17 protein-coding genes are annotated in these 20845 nt (G+C 70.8%); 12 read left to right on the top strand and 5 right to left on the bottom strand.

The window, feature by feature from the left end:
* Positions 1–45: 45 nt before the first annotated feature.
* A complete protein-coding gene (locus ABIA35_RS32650; RefSeq protein WP_370360511.1) occupies positions 46–561 on the bottom strand; it encodes a MarR family winged helix-turn-helix transcriptional regulator in 516 nt (171 codons plus the stop codon).
* Positions 562–1037: 476 nt separating this feature from the next.
* Positions 1038–1238 carry a hypothetical protein gene (locus ABIA35_RS32645; RefSeq protein WP_370360510.1) on the bottom strand — a complete coding sequence of 67 codons (201 nt, stop codon included), beginning with the start codon at positions 1236–1238 and terminating at the stop codon, positions 1038–1040.
* Positions 1239–1578: 340 nt separating this feature from the next.
* Between ABIA35_RS32645 and ABIA35_RS32640 the strand changes: the two genes are divergently transcribed.
* Positions 1579–2109 carry an STAS domain-containing protein gene (locus ABIA35_RS32640; protein WP_370360508.1) on the top strand — a complete coding sequence of 177 codons (531 nt, stop codon included), beginning with the start codon at positions 1579–1581 and terminating at the stop codon, positions 2107–2109.
* An 84-nt stretch (positions 2110–2193) separates the two neighbouring features.
* Here ABIA35_RS32640 and ABIA35_RS32635 read toward each other — a convergent pair whose 3' ends face one another.
* The 3 genes from ABIA35_RS32635 to ABIA35_RS32625 form a co-directional block, all read right to left on the bottom strand.
* The gene (locus ABIA35_RS32635) at positions 2194–3597 is read right to left on the bottom strand and encodes an SWIM zinc finger family protein (protein WP_370360507.1); all 1404 of its coding nucleotides are present in this window, start codon (positions 3595–3597) and stop codon (positions 2194–2196) included.
* Between the two features lie 236 nt (positions 3598–3833).
* On the bottom strand, positions 3834–5060 hold the full coding sequence (locus ABIA35_RS32630) for a PP2C family protein-serine/threonine phosphatase (protein ID WP_370360506.1): 1227 nt from the start codon (positions 5058–5060) through the stop codon (positions 3834–3836).
* A 332-nt stretch (positions 5061–5392) separates the two neighbouring features.
* Positions 5393–5776, bottom strand: a complete 384-nt coding sequence (locus ABIA35_RS32625; protein WP_370360504.1) for a hypothetical protein — start codon at positions 5774–5776, stop codon at positions 5393–5395.
* Positions 5777–6085: 309 nt separating this feature from the next.
* On the opposite strand from ABIA35_RS32625, the gene ABIA35_RS32620 reads away from it, so the two are divergent.
* The 11 genes from ABIA35_RS32620 to ABIA35_RS32570 all read left to right on the top strand — a co-directional run bounded on the left by ABIA35_RS32620 (position 6086) and on the right by ABIA35_RS32570 (position 20444).
* Positions 6086–8323: a serine/threonine-protein kinase gene (locus ABIA35_RS32620; RefSeq protein WP_370360503.1), complete on the top strand. Its 2238-nt coding sequence runs from the start codon at positions 6086–6088 to the stop codon at positions 8321–8323.
* Positions 8324–8387: 64 nt separating this feature from the next.
* Positions 8388–9962, top strand: a complete 1575-nt coding sequence (locus tag ABIA35_RS32615) for an ABC transporter substrate-binding protein (protein ID WP_370360502.1) — start codon at positions 8388–8390, stop codon at positions 9960–9962.
* Entirely contained in the window at positions 9959–10897 is a 939-nt protein-coding gene (locus ABIA35_RS32610) for an ABC transporter permease (RefSeq protein WP_370360501.1), read from the top strand. The genes ABIA35_RS32615 and ABIA35_RS32610 overlap by 4 nt, the downstream gene beginning before the upstream one ends.
* Positions 10894–12894: a dipeptide/oligopeptide/nickel ABC transporter permease/ATP-binding protein gene (locus tag ABIA35_RS32605; RefSeq protein WP_370360500.1), complete on the top strand. Its 2001-nt coding sequence runs from the start codon at positions 10894–10896 to the stop codon at positions 12892–12894. Before ABIA35_RS32610 ends, ABIA35_RS32605 begins: the two co-directional genes overlap by 4 nt.
* Positions 12878–13936, top strand: coding sequence for an oligopeptide/dipeptide ABC transporter ATP-binding protein (locus ABIA35_RS32600; RefSeq protein WP_370360499.1), 1059 nt, complete (start codon positions 12878–12880; stop codon positions 13934–13936). The genes ABIA35_RS32605 and ABIA35_RS32600 overlap by 17 nt, the downstream gene beginning before the upstream one ends.
* A complete protein-coding gene (locus ABIA35_RS32595; RefSeq protein WP_370360497.1) occupies positions 13933–15024 on the top strand; it encodes a LacI family DNA-binding transcriptional regulator in 1092 nt (363 codons plus the stop codon). Before ABIA35_RS32600 ends, ABIA35_RS32595 begins: the two co-directional genes overlap by 4 nt.
* Positions 15025–15217: 193 nt before the next feature.
* Positions 15218–16234 carry an alpha/beta hydrolase gene (locus tag ABIA35_RS32590; RefSeq protein ID WP_370360496.1) on the top strand — a complete coding sequence of 339 codons (1017 nt, stop codon included), beginning with the start codon at positions 15218–15220 and terminating at the stop codon, positions 16232–16234.
* Positions 16235–16267: 33 nt separating this feature from the next.
* Entirely contained in the window at positions 16268–18181 is a 1914-nt protein-coding gene (locus ABIA35_RS32585) for a CocE/NonD family hydrolase (protein WP_370360495.1), read from the top strand.
* Between the two features lie 63 nt (positions 18182–18244).
* Positions 18245–18463, top strand: coding sequence for a hypothetical protein (locus ABIA35_RS32580; RefSeq protein ID WP_370360494.1), 219 nt, complete (start codon positions 18245–18247; stop codon positions 18461–18463).
* 326 nt (positions 18464–18789) lie between these two features.
* Positions 18790–19305, top strand: coding sequence for a SigE family RNA polymerase sigma factor (locus tag ABIA35_RS32575; protein WP_370360493.1), 516 nt, complete (start codon positions 18790–18792; stop codon positions 19303–19305).
* Positions 19302–20444 carry a hypothetical protein gene (locus tag ABIA35_RS32570; protein ID WP_370360492.1) on the top strand — a complete coding sequence of 381 codons (1143 nt, stop codon included), beginning with the start codon at positions 19302–19304 and terminating at the stop codon, positions 20442–20444. The genes ABIA35_RS32575 and ABIA35_RS32570 overlap by 4 nt, the downstream gene beginning before the upstream one ends.
* The last annotated feature ends 401 nt before the right edge of the window (positions 20445–20845 follow it).

The following is a 20845-nucleotide window of genomic DNA, read 5'->3' as shown; positions in this document are numbered from 1 at the left end:
GGCATGAGAAGGGCACGATGGGGCAGTGAGGCAGTGGGGCCGAGGTCAGTCTGCGACGAAAGCGCCGATGCCCTCGTCGATCCGCTCCAGCATGCCGAGGAACTGTCCGCGTTCGTCGGTGCTGAGCGTGCCGACCAGGGCTTGCAGTCGCTCGAAGTGCTCGGCGGCCATGTCCTGGAGGCGCTGCGCTCCTTGCTCGGTCAGGGACACGACAGCGCCGCGGCCGTCCTCCGCGGACGCGCTGCGGACCACGAGTCCTTCCCGCTCCAGGCCGGCGAGCAGGCCGGTCACCGTCGCCCGCGTCACCCCGAGGCCGGCCGCCAACTGCGACGGGGACTTCCCGCCGCCGTGGTCTTCCAGGTCGGCCAGCAGGCGGTAGCGTCCGGTGGACAGCCCGAAGCGGGAGAAGTGCACCTCGGCCGCCTGGCCGAGCCGGGCCCCGACCGCCATCAGTCGCGCCGCCACCAGGATGGACTGCGGATCGGCGTCGAGGCCGTAATGGCGGATCTGGCGCCGGGCCTGGTCCAGGCTCGGTCCGGCGGGTCGGGCTTCCGGGGTCATGTAGATAGTATGGCGCCTTACTACTTGGCCGGTCAAGTCACGGCGGAGTGGCACGGGCACCTCAGAACCCTGTCGGCCCAGCCACCGCGAACACCGCTCGCGCACGCTCTTACAGCCCCGAGCAAGGCTCCGACCGAATCCGCCGGGGCAGGTGCGGCCTGATCCAGCGGGGCGGTGGCTCGATCGAGGAATTCCGCACCGCCGTCGCTTCTGCGCAGGGTGGGAGGCAGATGACCTGCGCTGCTGTAACGGACGGTCGGGGCTGGCCGGAGGCGCCCCGCTGCGTCGCTCCCGCTCGTCGATCTTGGCGACCGGCATGGTCTGCCCGCCGACCGTACAGCGGGTGATCGAGGACAGGTCTCGGGATTCGATGCTCTCGTGGGCCGGCATCATCGAGAAACATCGCGGGGACCCCCTCGAAAATGGTCGCCCGATGGTGCTCGATGAGCGGGTCTGTCAAAGTAATTCACAGACCCCTATGGCCGCTGTCCGTCGAACGCATGATTGCGGATCTGGTTGATCGCATGGTCCAGCCGGTCGATCGCCTCGCGGAGCAGCTTTGTGGTCGAGGCGTCTTGGACGAGTTGGAGCGTTGAATGTATGTCCATGCTCGTGCTGAAAAGTCGTTGGATGATCATGCTATCGGCGTCGTCGCCGTGCAACACGGTGAAGGCCACGTCCATCGCTCCCCAAGGATCGTCGTCTAATGGATGACGCGCGGGGTCGGCCGCCAAGGTCCGGGGAGGTGGATCCGCTAGTCTCAGCGTACTCGCACTGAATTCTCATTCATAGGTTTGGCGGCGATGCCGGCGTACGCTTCGGACGGGGCGGAGAGCCGCTTCTGGAGGGAATCTCGGAGAAACGCAGCCGCATCATTCATGGACGGGGTGGCGTATTACCGCTTGGGCGAGCCTTGTTCGCCCGGTTGTTCTATCCTGGTTGTGGGCCCGGCGATCTGGGCCGGTCCCCCCAGACCCCGGAGACGTGAAACCGCTCTGCCAGTCTCCGGAGTCGATCATGGACGATTTCCTCGTCGGACCCCGCGCACCGCATGATCGTCATTTACGGTCGGCTGCACGTTATGGCGCGCCGAGCGGGCTGCTGCGGGTCAGCAGTTATGACGACGGCCTCGGTCGGATCCTCGTCCTCGTCGGGGAGCTGGACATAGCCTCGGTCCCGGTGTTGACCGACCATGTCGGGCGCCTCGGCGTGTCGTGCCCGGCGCACCTGGTCGCCGACTTGTCCGGGCTCGGATTCTGCGACTGTGTGGGATTGGCGGCATTGCTGCGGATCCACCGCCGTGCGGTCGAGTCCGGCGGCTGGCTCCGCTTGTGCGCGGTCGGTGCGGTGACCCACAAGATGCTGTCGATCACCGGGCTGTCGCAGGTGCTGCTGTGCTATCCCGGCGTCACTCAGGCCTTCGCCGACCTGCCGGCGGTTGTGCCGGTCCAGGCCGGGGCGACGGCTGTGGCGGATCTGGCGGGTTCTACTGCGCCGATGCCCTCGGCGATCGCCGCCGATGGCGGTCGTCGGACGGACCGCGGGTGAGGACGCCGCCGCGCACCCCAGCGCCTGTCTGGAGTCGTGTTCATGTGGCGGGCGGAGGCTGCGGATCCAGATGACATCGGGCCATCAAGGCCCTGGTGCTGTGGATGTCCAGGGAGCACGCCGCGCTTCGGTTGCCTTGTCAGCGTCGGTGAGCAGTATGGCGAGGGCGGATACGGGGTCACGTTCGGGTGTGCCGTGCGGCCACCAAGTACCGTCCTCGGGGTCGCGGCGGTACGGATACCAGCGGTGGTCGGTCCCGAGGCGGACTTGGACCCCCTCGGCTTCGGCGGTCCAGCGGTTGTGCCAGACGCGCAGTGTGGGCGGGTCGCCGTCGGCAGTCCAGTCCTCAAGTGATCGGCGGGCGCGTGCCTTGCCGGCGGTGGCCGGCGTCCAGGCGGTCTCCAGCGTGGAAAGCCCGGCGGGGCCGCCTTGGCGCCAGGCGAGGATCGACATGCTCATCTGGACGTCGCCGAGGTCGTAGGCGGAAAGGACGCGTTCGTAGACCTCTTCGGAGGCTGCCTCGTCTTCCTCCGCGGCCATGCGTACGGCGTCTTGCCAGGTGGTCAGCTGGGGCATCAGCGGCGTCGCGGCGGGCTCGTCGGACCCGGTGTACAAGGTGCGTAGTGTGTGGGCCCGGCCGGCGGTGTCGGCGGCGAGGCGTTCCAGGGCGATGGCGTCGACGGCTCCGCCGGTCGCCGCGTCCAGCACCGGGGGCGGTCCGGGAACGCCGGGGACGGCGGGGATTTCGAATGCGGTGATGCCCGCGAGGAGTACAGCGGGGTCGCCCGGTGCCGCGTGGAAGGCCTCGACGGCGCTGACCCCCACCACTCTTGGGGTTTCTGTGCCGAGCCGGCCGGGGCCGCTGTCATGGGCTGCGGCTGCGGCTGAGGCGTTGCGGGTCCGCAGTTCCTCCATCAGCTCCTGCTCGCCGCGTCCGCGCAACAACAGCAGGACGAACGGATCGGTGTCCAGCAACCGGGCGATCTGGTAGCACAGCGCGGATGCGTGCTTGCACGGCCAGCCCCAGTCAGGGCAGGAACAGTCGGGTGAGAGGTCGCCGGCGGCGGGCAGCAGCCGCACCCCGGCGGCCTTCGCGTCGTCGAGCAGTTCCGGCGGCATGTCCTTGTCGAGCAGTGCGGCGATGTGCGCGGCCCGCGAGGCGACGGCGTCCAGGAGACGATCCCAGTCCGCGTCGCTGAGCTGTTTCACCGCCACCGTCGAGGTGTAGGGACGTGGCCGGCTTCCCTGAACTTTCGCCGTGGCCAGGCCGGGGGTGACGGTGATGTCCTCGACCGCGCCGCGTCGGGCGTAGGTGCGGCCGCGGGTCAGGCGTGCGGCATCCATGGACGTCGTCTCCAGCGCGTCCACCCAGGCCTGTCCCCACCATGAACCGGCGAACGCGGTACGGGAGCCGACCGCCGGTGCGAAGGCCGGGAAAGACCGTGTGCGGTCGTCATCGGGGCCGGTTGCCTTCTTCCGCGGCGCCATCTACCGCCCCCTCCTGAGCGTGACCAGGTCGGCGAGTTCGGCGTCGGTCAGTTCGGTGAACGCCGCCTCGCCTCCGGTGAGCACGGCTTCGGCCAGGTCGCGCTTTTCTTTCAGGGCAGCACAGTCCGTCAGCCGCGGAGCGGCCTGACCTGGGGGGTGCGATTACCCTACCGAGGTGCTGAGCTGGGGCTATCCTGCTTCGTATTCCTTGACCAGCCCGGTGAGGATCCTGGATCCTACAAGCGGAGGACGACAACGGCGGTGTCATCGGTGGCGTCGCCGGTGGGAAGCAGGTCGAGCAGGAGCGCGTCGGCCAGTTGTTCCGGTTGCAGCGTGCGGTGTGCGATCAGGGTGCGCGTGAGACGGGCGAGGCCGACGTCGATGTCCTCGCGGCGTCGCTCGATCAAGCCGTCTGTGTACAACACCAGTACGTCCCCGCTGGTGAAGCCTTGCCTGGCCTCGGGGCGCGGCATGGGTTCGACGCGGGCTCCGAGCGGCGGGTCGGTCGCCTGGTCCAGGAACACCACCGTGCCGTCGCCACGCAGCAGCGCGGGGGGAAGATGGCCGGCACTGCTGTAGGTCAGGCTGCGGGAGTCCCAGTCGATGTGTACCGACACCGCGGTTGTCGACTCGGCGCCTTTGATGGACCGGGCATACAGTCCGAGCGCCTCCAAGGCCCGGGCCGGGCTGGCCGAGACGCGCATGGCGGCGCTGAGCGCGCTGCGCAGCTGGCCCATCACCCCCGCGGCCGCCAAGCCGTTCCCGACCACGTCTCCGACCGCGACCGCCATCTGCTCCCCGGCGAGTTCGACCAGGTCATACCAGTCCCCGCAGACATTGAGCGCGCTGACCGCGGGTTGGTAGCGCACCGCGACCTGATGGTGACCGGCTATGAACGGGGGCGGAAGCATCGCGTCCTGCAGAGCGAGCGCGACCTCCCGCTCGTGCGTATGAGCCTGCCGAAGCCGCTCGTTGACCTGCTGCAGTTCCCGGGCGCGGGTGTACAGCTCGGCCTCCAGCACGCGGGCCCGGTCCCCGCCCGTCCGACTGCGTGCGCGAATCAACTCGGTAACCTCTTCTACCCGATGCACCAGCAGCACCACACGGCCGTCCTCGGCCTTGACGGGGGCGTTGATCGGGCTCCAGAACCGTTCCGCCCACTCCCTCGGATTTTCCTGCGACTGCACGTCATACCGCTGGAGCGCCATTGTGTCCCGCTCACCGGTGGCCAGCACCCGACGCAGCGACGCCTCCAGATTGCGCGCCCCGGTGGCTTCGGGATCGTTCGGGTTGTCGGGGAACACCTCGAACAGGTAGCGGCCGATCAACTGTTCGCGCGAACGGCCGGAGAAGCGAAGAAAGTCCTCATTCGCGTCGGCATACACGAGGTCCGGCTTCAACAGCGCCACCATTCCCGGCAGCGCCTGGAACACCGCCCGGTAATCGATGACCGGCTCGCTCACCGTCACATCCCCATTCGCTTCCCCTGCTACGACGATATGCGCCATAGCCGATTTGTCACAGAGTGCGGGCGTTTGGGGTCTTTCTTGGTATGGAGGTCATCATTCACACCGATCCCTCGACCAGGCCGCGCCGATGCGCCCGGGGCCGGACAACGTGGCCGATCTCGAGGGGTTCCGCGTCTGGCAGCGTGATCGCGCCGGAGGGATGTGCGGAACGCTGCGACTGCGTGGGGCGGTTCGGCCGGTGGCCAGGACGCCGCGGGCCTGGGCTGTCAAGAACGTGCGCCAGGCGGTCTCGGTACGGCGGGGAGTTGCTCCGATCCGGCGGCTCCTCAGGATCCTGCGGATGCCGGCCTCGCTGATGCGGTGACCGAGGCGGTACAGCTCGCCTCAGGGCCGGCAGGTGGCCCAGCCGGGATTGTCGCGATCAGGTCTTGGGGTTCGGGGCTGATCCGTGGCCGACCGGGGGAACGGGCCCGGGTCCACTTGTGCACGAGCAGGCGACGGCGCCGGGCAAGCAGGGTCGCCGGGGTGACGATGCGGTGCGCCGGCAACGGTTTCGGGAGCGGCCGCGCGAGTGCCGCCAGGATCACTCGGCTGCTCCAGATCGGTTTCGGGCGCGCGACCTGACGGCGCAGGACGGTGGACAGGTCCGGATCGACGCCGATCTGCGCAGCGATCGCAACCGCGGCCGCCTTCTCCAGAACATCGATCACCGAGGTGCAAAGGTCGGCTGTGATGGCCGTCGTGGCGTGGCCGAGTCCAGGTTCAGCGATCGGACTGTCAGTCCGCGGGGAACCATGCTCCCTGTGAAAGTGCTTTTACGAAAGTCTTGACGGTGTGCACGCTTGCTTGTTTACTCGGCTGTGCCGCAGCGACTACGTGCCCTGCGAACAGGCATCGCGGCGACCGGCCGAACCTTGCTGGTCGCTGACCTGGTTCGGTCCGGGGCGGCTGCCGGGGGCCGGGATGGGGCGCCGTGAGCGGGGCGCCGGGGTTCGGGGACAGATCGGGGATGGGGAGCGATGAGCGCAGAATGGGCGGTGCCCGGCTGCACCGAGATCAGGGAGCTGGGACGGGGCGCCACCGGGCGCGTGGTGCTGGCTCGGTCGGAGGCCGACGGGGCGCTGGTCGCGGTGAAGTACCTGGCCGGCCGACTGACCGGGGATCCGGGGTTCGTGGACCGGGTCCGGCGGGAGGCCGTGCTGATGGCCCGGGTCGTCGATCCGAACGTGGTGCGGGTCCATGAGCTGGTCGTCGCGCCGGACGGGGGGAACGTCGCGCTGGTCATGGAAGCCGTCGAGGGCGTTACCGCGCGGGCGCTGATCGCCCGGCGGGGACAGTCGCCGGAGTCGGCGCTGGCCATGCTGCGCGGATCGCTGCTCGGGCTGGCGGCGGCGCACCGGGCCGGAGTGGTGCACCGCGACTACAAGCCGGAGAACGTGCTGGTCGATGCCGCCGGATGTAGCAAACTCGCGGACTTCGGCATCGCGGCCCCGGCCGGCGAGGGCGCCCCGGCCGAGGGGACGCCGGCGTACATGCCGCCCGAGCAGTGGCACGGCCGGGCGGCGTCGCCGGCCTCGGACATGTACGCGGCGGCGGTGACCTTCTACGAGTGCGTGACCGGCCGGCGGCCGTTCCGGTCCGACACGATGGCCGGTCTGCGCGCGATGCACGAGACGGCGCCGGTGCCGATCGGCACGGTCCCGGTGCCGGTGCGGCCGCTTTTGGTGCGGGCGTTGGCGAAGGATCCCGGGGAGCGGCACGCGGACATCGCCGAGTTCCTGGCCGATGTCGAGGCCACGGCCGTCGCCGGGTATGGGACCGACTGGCTGGAACGCGGTCTGCTGGGATTGGGGGCGATCGCGGGGGTGGCGATCAGCGCCGCTCCGTTGGTGGCGCTCGGGGCTTCGGGGCTTGCTGGGACGGTCGGAGCGGGGACGGCTGGTGCGGCAGGCGCGAGCGCGGGTGCGGGCGGCGCTGCGGCGGCCGGTGCCGCGCAGGCCTCGGCGCTGGCTGCGCAAGCCGCTGCGCAGGCGACGGCTCAGGCGGCACAAGCCGCGCACGCGGCGACCCAGGCGGCGCAAGCGGCTCAGGTCGCGCAGACCGCGCAGGCGGTACAAGCTGCTCAGGCCACGCAGGCAGCCCAGGCGGCGCAGGCCATGCCGGCCGCCCACGCGGGTGGTCATGCCGCAGCTCAGGCCGGACAGGCCGGACACGCCGCCGGCCAGGCAGCCGGCCATGCCGCGTCGGCTGCTGGGCAGGCCGGTCAGGCCGCTGGTCAAGTCGGCCATGTCGCCGGGCAGGCGGGTCACACAACCGGGCAGGCGGGTCACGCAGCCGGGCAGGCCGGCCACGTAGCCGGGCACGCCGGCCACGCAGCCGCGCAGGCCGGCCACGCGACCCACGCCTCGCAGGCCCACCAGGCCCGCCAAGCCGTCGACCACGCGCGCCGAGTCTCCCGCTGGACCCGTCGTGGTGCCAAGCTCCTCCATGGGAAAGCCCTGGTCGCCACCGTCGCCTCGGTGACCGTTGTGGCCGGCGGAACCACAATCGTGGCGATCGCCGCGACCGGCAAGAGCAGCAGTGGCGGCACCGCCGCCTGCGCCGCGGCCTACCAGATCGAAGAGTCGGCGAAGGGCGCGGCATCAGCCATCGATCTCACCGCGCTCCAACTCAGGCAGGCCGCGGCGTTCAACGCGCTGGCCGCGAAGACCGGCGACTCGGCCGCGAAGTCGGTCTTCCTCGCCCAGGCCGCCGATTGGTCGCGGCAGGCGAAGGACCCGTCGAACAAGAACTTCTACGACACCGTCTCGCATCCCGACGTCATCTCCAACATGAACGCCTCGACGGCCCTGTTGGAACAGCTCAGTACCATGCAGGCCCTGGAAAAGGTGTGCCCCGCCGCGGATGACACCGGCGCCGGCGCGAATCCGCAGCAGAACCTCGCCTGGCCCGCGGGCTGCGACCAGTTCCAGGCCGCGACGCAGTCCTGGTGGAAGCAGGAGCGCACAGTGGTCGACGGCAGCATAGAACAGCTGAACAGCGGCCTGGCAGACAGCGCGAACCAGATGGCGTCCACCATGAACACCACAGCCGACAGCGCCACCGACCCGACCCTGAAGTCCGCGATGCAGACCTATTCCACCGATCTCGCGGCGCTCGGCACCGCCCGGGCCGGCGACGATTTTGGCAGCGACGAGGCCGCGGGCAAGGCCGTCGCCAGTCAGGAGGCGGTGATCACCGGCTTGTGTGCCCAGTGAGGGACGCCCCGCCTTCCACGTCTTCCGGTGAATCAAAGCGCTTTTTCCTACAGGAGGTCCGCGCATGAACAAGCGAAGTTCAGCCGCAGTGGTCCTGCTCCTCGCCACCGCACTGGGAGCCGGCGCGTGTACCGATCCGCAGTCCGGGAAGGCGACCGCGGGCGGCACGGCCGGCGGCTCCAAGGTCGGCGACACTCTCACCATCGCCATGCAGGCGCCCGCCACGGGGATGAACCCGACCGACGTCAACGGCGCGTTCCTCACCTACACCGCGCTCGCCTACGACCCGTTGGTCTACGTGGATTCCAAGGGTGCGCTCCAGCCGGCGCTCGCCTCGAAGTGGGACGTGGCTCCCGGGAACACCGCGATCACCTTCACCCTGCAGGCCGGCGCGACGTTCAGCGACGGGACCCCCGTCGACGCCGACGCGGTGAAGCAGTACCTGGACTACGCGCGGACCAAGAGCGTGAACCAGATGAAGGCGCTGTCCGGGATCAGCTCGGTGGACGTGATCGACGGGGAGCACGTCAAGGTCTCGTTCTCGGCCCCCGATCCGGGGCTGCCGGATCTGTTCAGCCAGACCAGCGCGATCGGCGAGGTGATCAGCCCGAAGGGCCTGGCGAACGTCGCCGGACTGACCGTGAGCGCGCCGAGCGCCGGCGCCGGCCCGTACACCTACGATCCCCAGGCGTCGCTGGCCGGGGACCACTACACCTATACGGCCAACCCGAACTACTACGCCAAGGACGCCCGCCAGCATTACAAGAAGGTCGTGCTGAAGGTCATCACCGACCCGCAGGCGACGGTGAACGCGCTGCGTACCGGCCAGGTGCAGGTCGCCAACGGCGACTTCAGCACCGTCAGGACGGCCAAGGCCGCCGGCCTGAACGTAGCGTGGCACTCCGACATCTGGATGGGCCTGAACCTGATAGACCGGGGCGGGACGGTCACCAAAGCGCTCGGCGACGTGCGGGTGCGTCAGGCGATCAACTACGCGATCAACCGCGACGCCCTGAACCAGGCGACGCTCGGGGAGTACGGAGTGCCCACCGATCAGCCGGCCGCGAAGGGCTCGGACGGCTACTCCGTCGCGGCGGCGACCCGCTACACCTACGATCCGGCCAAGGCCAAGGCGCTGCTCGCCGAGGCCGGCTACGCCGACGGCTTCGACCTGCCGGTGCTGTCGGTCCACTTCTCAGGGCTCGACCTGCTGACCGAGGCGCTGGTCCCGATGCTGGAGAAGGTCGGCATCCACCTGAAGTGCACCTACGTCTCCGACGCGCAGTCCTATACCGGCGGCTCGACTGGCAGGAAGTACCCGGCGGTCGCCGTGGGCTTCGGCTCGCTGCCGATGTACCAGATGGCGAACATGCTGTTCCTGCCCACGGCCAACCTGTTCAACGGGTTCGCCAGCACCGACCCCGCGTTGCAGGGCATGTACGACGACTTCCTCACGGCGGCCCCGGCCGACCGGACCGCCCTGGCGGTGAAGATGGAGGACTGGCTGGTCGACAACGCCTGGTTCGCCCCGGTCGTCGACGCCCCGGTCTTCTACTACTCCACCTCCGCCGTCGCCGGGGTCGAGGTCGATCCGGCGACGGCGATCTCCAGCGCCCTGGATTGGCACCCGGCCTCATGAGGATCCTGCTGACGCGCTGGCTGTTCACCGCGGTCCCGCTGGTGCTCGGCGTTTCCCTGCTCACGTTCTTCCTGGGAAGCCTGGTCCCCGGCGACGCGGCGCGCACGATCCTGGGCCCGTCCGCCGACCCGGCCGCGGTCGCCGAGCTGCACCACCGGCTCGGCTTGGACCGGCCGCTGGGGGACCAGTACTGGTCCTGGCTGGTCGCGGCCCTGCACGGGAACCTGGGCACGTCGGTCGCCTCCGGCTCACAGGTGTGGGACGACCTGAGCGCCCGGCTTCCGGTCACCCTGGTCCTGATGGCGGGCTCGGTGCTGGTCGCCGCCGCGGTCGGAATCTGGCTCGGGGTCGCCGGCGCGCTGCGCGCCGGCGTCCTGGGCCGGCTGGTCGACGTGGCGGCGATGGCCGGTGCGGCTGTGCCGAGCTTCTGGCTCGCCGAGCTCCTGGTCCTGGTGTTCGCGGTGCACTGGCGGATCTTCCCGGCCACCGGCTACGTGGCGTTCGGCGACTCGCCGTCGCGGTGGCTGTCCTCGCTGGTACTTCCCGTGTCGGCACTCGGACTGACCAGCAGCGCCGCCGTCGCCAAGCAGACGCGCGACGGCGTGCGCAACCAGCTCCAGCGGGACTACGTGGTGATGCTGCGGGCGCGTGGCGTGTCGGAGCGCTCCATCATCGGCAAGCACGTGCTGCGCAACGCCGCGGGACCGATCGTCACGGTCCTGGGCCTGATGATCGTCGGCATGCTCGGCGGCACGGTGCTCGCCGAGTACGTGTTCGTCCTCCCGGGGCTCGGCGGACTCGCGGTCAGCGCGACGCAGGCCCATGACATCCCCGAGATTCAGGGTGTCGCCGTGCTGTTCACCGTGATCGTCGTCATCGTCACGCTGCTGGTGGAGATGCTGCACCGCGCGGTGGATCCGAAGGTGCGCACGTGAGCGCCCCGGGCCGGCGCGGGGTCGCCGCGCGCTTCCGGCGCAAGCCGCTGCCGATGGCGGCGGCGGGGTTCGTCGCCGTCACCGTGTTCGCGGCGGTGTTCGCGGGGCTGCTGGCTCCGCACGGACCGGACGACCAGGACCTTGCGGCCTCGCTCAGCGGCCCGTCGTGGGCACATCCGCTGGGTGCCGGGGCGCTGGGCAAGGACGAGCTGAGCCGGATGATGTACGGCGGCCGGACCACCCTGCTGTCGGTGGTGATCAGTCTCGCCGTCTTCCTCGCGGTCGGCGTCCCGGCCGGGATGCTCGCCGGGTACCGCGGCGGCTGGGTGGACCGGGTGGTGGTGTACGTCGCGGACACCGTGTTCGCGCTGCCGGGCGGCATCCTGCTGCTCGTGGTGCTGACGGTGCTGCCGGGCGACGAGCCGGCCGCCATGGTGGCGCTCGGTCTGCTCGGGGCGCCGGGTCTGGCGCGCGTGGTGCGCGCCGCGACGGCGGGGGTGCGCGGCGAGTTGTACGTGCGGGCCGCGCTGGCGAACGGCCTCGGCGACGCCGTGATCCTGCGCCGGCACGTGCTGCCCCGGGTGAGCGGGACGATCATCGTGCAGGCGTCGCTGTTCGGGGCCGCGGCGGTAGGGCTCGAGACCGGGCTGGGGTTCCTCAACCTGGGTTCCAGCGGTGCGACGTGGGGTGGTCTGGTGTGGGAGGCGTCGCAGAACGTCGGCACCCGGCCGTGGCTGCTGATCCCGTCCGGGACGCTCATCTTCTGCTTCATCATGGCGCTGGCGCTGATCGGTGACGGAGTGCGGGACTCGGTGGCCGAGTACCTGGCTCCGGACCTCGCCGAGGTGCCGCCGCAGGACCAGGATCAGGACACCGGGCCGGACAGCGGTCCAGCGGTCCAGGCCGCCGTCGAGGCCGCCGTCGAGACCGCCATCGCGACCGGCGCGTCGGCGGAGCCGCGCGGGGACGCGCTGCTCGAAGCCAGCGGTCTGCGGATCGCGTTCCCGATCGGCGGCCGGGACGTCGAGGTGGTGAGCGGCGTGGACTTCCATGTCGGGCGCGGCGAAGCGCTCGGCATCGTCGGGGAGTCCGGGAGTGGCAAGAGCGTCGCGGCGGCAGCGATCCTGGGCCTGCTGCGCGGCGGCGGCCACGTCACGGCCGGCCGCATCGGCTTCGACGGCCGCACCGTCTTCGAAGCGGGCGTGGCGGAATCGGAGGCACGGCACGCGTTGCGCGGACGCCGCATAGGGCTGATAGCCCAGGATCCCTTGGCCGGCCTCGATCCGTCGTTCACCATCGGATCGCAGCTCGCCGAGGTGGTGCGCACGCATCATGGCGGTACGCGTCGTGCGGCCCACGACCGCGCCGTGGACCTTCTGCGGCTGGTGCGGCTGCCGGATCCGGAGCGCGTCGCACGCAGCTATCCGCATCAGCTGTCCGGCGGCATGGCCCAACGCGCGGGCATCGCCGCGGCACTGGCCGGCGAACCCGACCTGATCATCGCCGACGAGCCCACGACCGCTTTGGACGTGACCGTGCAGGCCGAGATTCTCGACGTCCTGCGCACCCTGCGCTCCTCCGGCATGGCGGTCGTCCTCGTCACCCACGACTGGGGCGTGCTCGCCGACTTCTGCGAACGTGCCGTGGTGATGTACGCCGGACAGGTCATGGAGACGGCGGCGGTGGCCGAACTGGTGGCCGCGCCGCGCCACCCCTATACCGCCGGCCTGCTCGCGTCGAATCCGAACCACGCGGTACCCGGCCGGCCGATCCCCGTCATCGAGGGCTCCATCCCGGCGCCGGGGGACTGGCCGCACGGCTGCCGGTTCGCCGACCGCTGCCCGCTGGTCACGGCGCAGTGCCGGAACGCGCCGGTGCAGCTGGAACCCGTCGGCGGGCAGCGCGGGTCGCGCTGCCTGCACGCCGACCAGGTCGTCGTCGCATCCGCATCCGCATCCGCACCGCTTGCCGGGAGCCGCCATGTCGACGTGCGCTGACGTCCCGCTGGTCGAAATCAGCGATCTGACGGTCCGTTACCCCGGCCCTGGCCGCCGGACAGCGGTGACCGCGGTGGACGGCGTCTCCTTCACCGTCGGCCGCGGCCGCACCGTCGGCGTGGTCGGCGAGTCCGGCTCGGGGAAGTCCTCGATCGGCGCCGCGCTGTTCGGGCTGGTCCCGACGGCCGGCGGCACGATCCGCTTCGACGGTGCGGACATCACCGGCGCGGACCGCGCCGAGCGCCGCAAGCTGGCCCGGAGTATGCAGATCGTCTTCCAGGACCCGTACGGCTCGATGAACCCGGCGCGCACGGTCGGTGCGACGCTCGGCGAGGCACTGCGCCACAATGTGGGCCTGGACGCGGCCCGGACCCGCGCCCGACTGGCGACGGCGCTGCAGGAGGTGGGGCTGCCCGAATCAGCGCTCGACCGCTACCCCGGGCAGTTCTCCGGCGGCCAGCGCCAGCGCCTGGCCATCGCCCGGGCGCTGGCGATGGAGCCCTCGTTCGTGGTCTGCGACGAGGCGGTGAGCGCCCTGGACCTGTCGGTCCAGGCGCAGGTGCTGAACCTGCTCGTCCGGCTCAGGGAACGGCACGGCCTGGGCTACCTGTTCATCTCCCACGACCTGGCGATCGTGCGCTACCTCAGCGACGAGATCGTGGTGCTGTACGCGGGGCGCGTCGTGGAGTCGGGCCCGGCACACATCCTCGGCGACAACCCCGGCCACCCGTACACCAGGACCCTGCTGGCCGCGGCGCCCGTGCCGGACCCGTTCGCGCAGGCCGAGCGCCGGGCGGGCCGGCAGGCGGACCGGCTGCCGGCGATCGCCCCGGCGACGGTGGGCTGCGCCTTCGCCGGACGGTGCCACCTGGCGGTCGAGCGCTGCCGGACCGAACGGCCGGAACTGCGGATACGGCCCTCGGATGTCGCAGTGGCCTGCCATCGTTACGACGACATCGCGGCGGGCGGCGCCGACCCGCTCAGGATCAACCCGTCGGCCCCGGTCCCCGGCCCGACCGCACGACACCCGGAGTCACAGTGACAGACAAGACCTCGCCGGAGCCCGAGCCCGAGCCCGAGCCCGCGCCTGAGCCCGAGCCCCGCCGCGTCCTGGGCGGCCCGCGCACCCCGGCCGAACGCGTCACCATCTACGAGGTGGCCGCGCGCGCCGGAGTGTCCATCGCCACGGTCTCGCACGCACTCAACCGGCCGGAAAAGGTGAGCCCGGCGACCCGCGAGCGGATCCTGGCGGTGGTGGACGAACTCGACTTCACGCCCAAGGCGGACGCGGTCTCCAAGGCCCGCAAGGGGATCGGCCGGATCGGGGTGCTCGCGCCGTTCACCGCGTACCCGTCCTATCTGATGCGGTTGTCGGGGGTGCTCGAAGCGTGCCGGACCCAGAGCATCGACGTGGTCGTCTTCGACGAGGACCCGCACACCGAGAGCGTGTCTCCGTGGCTCGGCGCGCTGCCCGCGTCGGGCCGGCTGGACGGCCTGCTGCTGATGGGCGTGGGGATGGACGAGCAGGCGGCGGCGCGGGTGCGGCGGCGCAAGCTGGCCACGGTGCTGGTCGACGCCTTTCATCCGGAGTTCTCCAGTGTCAACGTGGACGACGAACTGGGCGGCTATCTGTTGGCCCGGCACCTGCTGGACCGGGGGTACGCCTCCTTCGCCTACGTGTCCTCCTCTCCGCCGCCGGCCATGCGGCACCCGTCCGGGCAGACCCGGTTCGACGGCATGATGAGGGCGCTGACGGACCGGGGCCTGTCGCCCGCGCAGTCCTCGTGGCTGATCACCGAGGACGATCTGCAGGGCGGCCTGGAGGCCGCCGACGATCTGCTGCGGCTGCCGGCGCTGCCGCGCGCTGTCGTCGCGGGGCACGACGCCGTCGCCGGCGGGTTGCTGGCCGGTCTGCGCCGGGCCGGGGTCAAGGTGCCCGAGCAGGTCGCGATCACCGGTTACGACGGGCTGGACCTGGCTCGCGCACTCGGGCTGACCACCATGCGGCAGCCGTTCGCCCAGACCGGCCGGGTGGCGGCCCGGCTGCTGCTGGAGCAGCTGTCCGGGGAGCCGCAGCCGGTGCAGCACGTCAAGCTGGCGCCGGAATTCGTCGAGGGCGAGACAACGTGACCGGTGCACCGTGAACCGCCGAGTTGCTGATCTGACAGCCCTCTGATCCAACAGCCCTCTGATCCAACAGCCCTCTGATCTGACAGCCCTGGTGGTCCGGCAGCCCCGCTGATCTGACCGCCCCGCCGCACCGGCGCCGACCGGTGATGCCGTCATGCCCGAAAACCGAGCACAGCGAAGGAGATTCCGCGCTATGGATCATCACTCTGAGAAGTCGGCGGCGCTGCGGGAGATGGCCGACCGGTTCCCGGCCGGCCAGGCTCCGCCGCCGCTGCCGCCGCTGCCGCCGCTGCCGCCGGTGGTCCCGGCCGAGGGCCAGACCGAGAAGGACTGGCTCGCCGCCGTGGCCCGGGTCCGGGCCCAGCACGACATCGCCGCCCTGGAGGGCAACCGGCTGTCGGGGTACGACGACCGGGAGCGGGTAGCGGTCGGCTCCGTCACGTTCCACCAGGTCCCGGTCCCCGGCGGCGGAACGGTCACGGCGCGCGCCTACCGCCCCGAGGGCCCGGGGCCGTTCCCGGCCGTCATGGTCCTGCACGGCGGCGCGTGGTGGCTCGCAGGGGGCGCGGTTAACTTCGACGCCAACGACATCACGTGCCGCCGCACTTGCGTGGACGCCGGGGTGATCGTGGTCAACCTGGACCACCGGCTCGCGCCGGAGTACCCGTGGCCGCATCAGACCGACGACGTGCTGGCCGGGTTGCGGTGGCTGGCGGCCGACCCCGACGGCCTGGGCATCGCCGGCGACCGGCTGGCGGTCCTGGGCATGAGCTCCGGCGGCAACCTGGCCGCCTCGGCGGTGCTCCAGACGCACCTGTCCGGGGGCCCGCAGGTGCGGGTCCAGGTGTTGCAGGCCGCGCCGCTGGACCTGACCGGCGGCTCGGAGTCGCTGGCCACGGACCCGGTGTTCGCGATGATCGCGCCGCTCGTGCGCGACATCTACCTGCAGGGCCGCGTGGAGCCGAGCGACCCGCGGGTGTCGCCGCTGCTGGCCGAGGACCTGGCCGGCATGCCGCCGACCGCGTTGTTCGTGGGGACCGAGGACGCCTTGCGCGACGACAGCCGTCGTTACGCGGCGCGGCTGAAGGAGGCCGGAGTCCCGGTCGAGCTCCACGAGTTCGTGATGGCGCACTCGATCGCCCCGGAGGAGGTGGTGGACGCCGTCTTCGCCCTGACCGCGAAGACACTCCGGCAGTACCTGCACGACTGAGACCTGAAAGTCCCACCCCTGGAAGGAGCACTCGTGCGCACCAAGAGAAGATCCGCCCTGGCCGCCGGCGTGGCCGCGGCGACCCTGTTCGCGCTTCTGCCCGCGCTGACGGCGGCGCCCGCCGCGTCGGCGGACACGCTCGGCACCTACCACCAGTACGGCGCGAACTTCCCGATGACGATCGGGACCCCGGCGAAAACCTGCACCATCAACGCCAGCGTCTACATCCCCGACGACGCCACCACGAGCCACCCGGTCCCGGCGATGATCCTGGCCCACGGCTTCGGCGCGGACAAGGGCATGTTCGAGAAGCTGGCCCAGTGGTTCGCCGGAAACGGCTACGCGGTCGTGAACTACACGAACATCGGGAGCATGTCGTCGGACTGCGGCACCGACACCGCCAGTCAGAACTACGAGGGCGCGATCGCCAGCAGGTTCGTGGACTACCTCGGCGGGGACCCGGTCCCCAGCGTCCGGACCAACTCGATCACCGACAGCACCCCGGCGACCCCGGCCGCCGGTGCGCCGCCGATGGCCGGCATCATCATCCACGACCCGGTGGACCACGACGGCCTCGCCAGGCCCGACGACCCGCGCGTGGGCATGCTGGGCGTCTCGCTGGGCGGCGGCACGACGTTCGCCGCAGCGGCGGTCGACCACCGCATCGACACGATCATCCCCGGTGAGACCTGGAACAACCTGAACTACTCCCTGGGCCCGAACAACGCCGATTCGACCTCGCCCACCGACCTGGTCTCGCCGACGCCCGGGGCCGCCAAGACGTCCTGGGAGGCTGCCCTGGCCGCATACGGCTACATGGAGTCCGCCGCCCAACTCAACCTCCTCCAGATCCTCGCCTGCCCCCTCCGGACGCTCGGGCCGATCTGCGGCGATATGGTCCAGACCGTCATGCAGGGCTACGACTCGCCGAAGACCATCGCCGACCTGGACGACCGCTCGGTGTCCACCTACTCCTCGAAGATCGTGGTGCCGACCCTGCTCCTGGCCGGCGAGCAGGACGACCTGTTCAACCTCAAGGAGCCGATCGCCAACTACGAGATGCTCCAGAAGCAGGGCACGCCGGTGAAGATGATCTGGTCCTCCGGTGAGCACGGCGCGGGCGTGGCCTCGGGCGACATCAACATCACCTACCCGGACACGAATCAGTACACGACCAAGCGGGTCCTGGACTGGATGGACTACTACCTCAAGGGCGACACCAGCAAAAACACCGGCCCGGCGTTCGCCTATTTGAAGCCCTGGCTGCTGCCGCAGAACTGGCCCGTCTCAAACGACGCCCCCACCGCCGCGCAGGAGAGCACCGTCACCGCCGCCTACGCCACCAGCGACACGGCGGCGGTCCCGGCGGCCCCGCACACCTGGTACCTGTCCGGCGGCGGCCGGCTCACTGACGACGCCACGAAGCTCACGACCGACTCGCAGACGTTCAACGACATGGGCACGCCGCTGTACGCGACTCTCGGCGACGTAGCCACCTGGGGCTCCCATGGCGGCGGCATCTGGCCCGACAGCAACCTGGTCACCACCGTATCGGGCTGGACCTCGCCGGCCCTGGCCGCACCGGTCACCGTCTTCGGCGAGCCGACGGTCGACGTGCGCCTGGCGGCGCCGGCCGCCGCGGCGAACATCGCGCAGTACGGCGTCGGCGGGATGGTCGTCTGTTACGCGAAGATCTACGACATCGACGCCAACGGCAACCCGCACCTGGTGCAGAACATGGCGGCGCCGTTCCGCGTGTCCGACGTCAGCAAGCCGGTCCACGTGGTCCTGCCACCGATCACCCACCAGTTCCCGGCCGGCGACAAGATCCAGCTGCTGATCACCGGGTACGACACCCGGTTCGGCGGCAGCCAGGGCGGCGCCGCGGTGACGATCACCAGCGGGGACACCGGGCAAGGACTGACGCTGCCGACCGTGAACCCGTGACCCGGTCGCCGCGGCTGCCATGGCGTCCTGGGATCGGCTCGCCGAGGCATCAGGGTGGGGGAGATGAGCGAACCGGAGGCTGATGGCGGCGTCGGCTCGGGACTGCCCATCGCAGGCCGCTACCGCGAGCGGTCTGTGCTGGACGAGCTTGGCGACCGCCGGACGCTGCGCCCCGGCGAGGCCGAGAAGGTCGACGCCGCGGTCCTGGCCGCGCTGGTGGCCGCGCACGCTGCGGGGATCGTCCACCGCGACGTGAAGCCGTCCAACATAGTGATCGCCTAGGACGGCACGACGGTTCTGACCGAATTCGGGATCGCCAAGCACCACGCGGACACCACGCACACCGCCCTGGGGGCCATGATCGGCACGCTGTGCTGCATGGCCCCCGAACGTTCGACGGACGCGATGTGCCGGCAGGCGATCTGTTCGCCCTCGGCGCGACGCTGTACGAGGTGACCGAAGACGTCTCGCTGTTCGCCCGGGACACCCGTCAAGTTTGCCCACGTCGCTGCCCGGGCTTGGGCGCCCCTGGTTTCGTCGCGGCGTGCAGCGGTCTGCGCCGCCGTTGTGGTCTGGAGGGGTAAAGGCAGCGGCGACGAGGGGGATCGATGCGGGATACGGAGAGCCGGGAGGCTGAGTTCGCCGAGTTCATGGTGGGCCGCTGGCCGTGGCTGGTACGGCTGGCCTACGCCCTGACCGGCGACTGGGGCGATGCCGAGGATCTGGCGCAGACTGCTTTCACCAAGGCCCTGGTCTCGTGGCCGCGGCTGCGCCGCGCCGACGACCCGGACGCGTATCTGCGCCGCATCCTGCTGAACGCGAACCACTCGCGGTTCCGGAAACGGCGCGTGCCGGAGACCGGTGCCGCGCCGGAGGAGCAGGCGGTGACGGTCTCCGACGGCACCGCCGAGCTGGATCAGCGATCGGTGCTGGTGGCGGCGCTGATGGAGTTGCCGCCGCGGCAGCGGGCGGTGGTGGCGCTGCGCTATTGGGACGGGCTGACCGAGACCCAGACCGCTGCGATCCTCGGCTGTTCGGCCGGCACCGTCCGCAGCCAGGCCAGCCGCGCCCTGGCCAAGCTCCGTATGAGCCCGCACCTTCACGATGGGAGCACGTCACGATGAGCATCGAAGACCTGCAGCACCGCATCAGTGCCGAACCCGGCCGGCTGCCGGCCCCGCCGCCCCCGGTGGAGGCGGTCATCGGCCGCGCGCGGGCGGTGCGCGCCCGGCGCCGTGCCACCCGCACCGCCGCGTTGGCGGTCGTCGCCGTCGCGGGCGTCGCCACGCCGGTGCTGGCCGGGGTGGGGCCGTGGCGGGACGGCTCGGCCGCCGGCGGGGGCGCTGCGGTCAGCGTGAATCCGCCGAAGGCCGACAAGCACGGCGGTACGGTGTTCTCCGGGTCCGCGGACGGCAAGAAGTGGTCGGTCAGCGTGGCGGCGGGCCGGTGTGCGGCCGACGACGGCGACCTGTTCGGTTGCCTGCACGCAGGGGCACCGGGGCAGGGAGCAGCCGCGGATTTGGCCTCCACCTTCCAGACCTATACCTCTGCGCCGGTCAAGTACCGGATCCGGCTGCGTCCGGATGTGGCCCGTGCGGATGTCGACCTGACAGACGGCGAACGCCTGTCCCTGACACCGGCGAAGATCTTGGACACGCCGATGGCGGTCTTCGAGGTGCCGCGGCGAGTCGGGATCAGCCGAGTCACCGCCTACGGCGCCGACGGCCGTATCGTCGCCTACTCGATCGCGTACCAAAGCCCCACCGACGCGCAGCTCGCCATGTGGTACCGGCCCGACGAGACGCCCACGCAGCCCGTGGCCGCGGGCACCATCACCGCGACCGTCAAGGGCCTCCCGGCGACCGTCGAGGTCCACACCGGCCCGTTCGGCATCTGCTACACGATCCAGCACCAGAGCTCCCCCGACGACAAGACAAAGGTCCCGAACACCACCTGCCAGCCGCTGCCGTCGGCCACGGCTCCCGCCCCGCCGGCCGGCCCGGACCACGGGCCCATGGGCGACAACCTGCCGAGCAACGCCCCGCGGTGGGTGGCGCTGGGCGGCCTGGTGGACAACGGTGTCGACCACGTCGACTTCGCACTGAGCACCGGAACGTTCCGCGCCTCCACGGTCCGTATCGGCGCGTTCTCCTTCGCCGTGTGCATCATCGAGTTCGGCGCCAACGGGTTCACCATGATCGGCCGAACGTTCTACGACGCGTCCGGCCACGTCCTGTCCTACGAGCCGTCACCGGTCAAGTAGCCGCCTGCACTGGTTGGCGTGGACAACCCGAACGTGGACGTCGAGACGGGCTCGCAGCTTCAGCAGACGAGCGAGGAGATGGTGGTCCTCGGAAGGCTGTGTTGTCGGGGCGGTCGTCGGCGTCGAAGGACACGGAAATACCCGCACGACGACACGAGGCCGAGGCGTTGCAGCGGGCCGATCTGAAACCTCGGCCCGACCCAGGACGCGTGTCAGGGCGGCCGCCCCGATCAGAGTCGGTCGTAGATCGCGGGCCGGCCGCGGTGGTGCATCGGCCTCCGCGTCCCCGGTGTGCACCGGAGTTAACACGGCATGTACAGCCGTGTCACGGGGCCGTGACCACCGGACATCACCGTAAGCGATACCTGTCGAACGACAGATATTCCGAACCCGGTGAGGTC

This window comes from Catenulispora sp. MAP12-49, from assembly GCF_041262705.1.
GTDB lineage: Bacteria > Actinomycetota > Actinomycetes > Streptomycetales > Catenulisporaceae > Catenulispora.
Note: the sequence above shows the minus strand (reverse complement) of the source record. Positions and strands in the feature narration are given on the sequence as shown.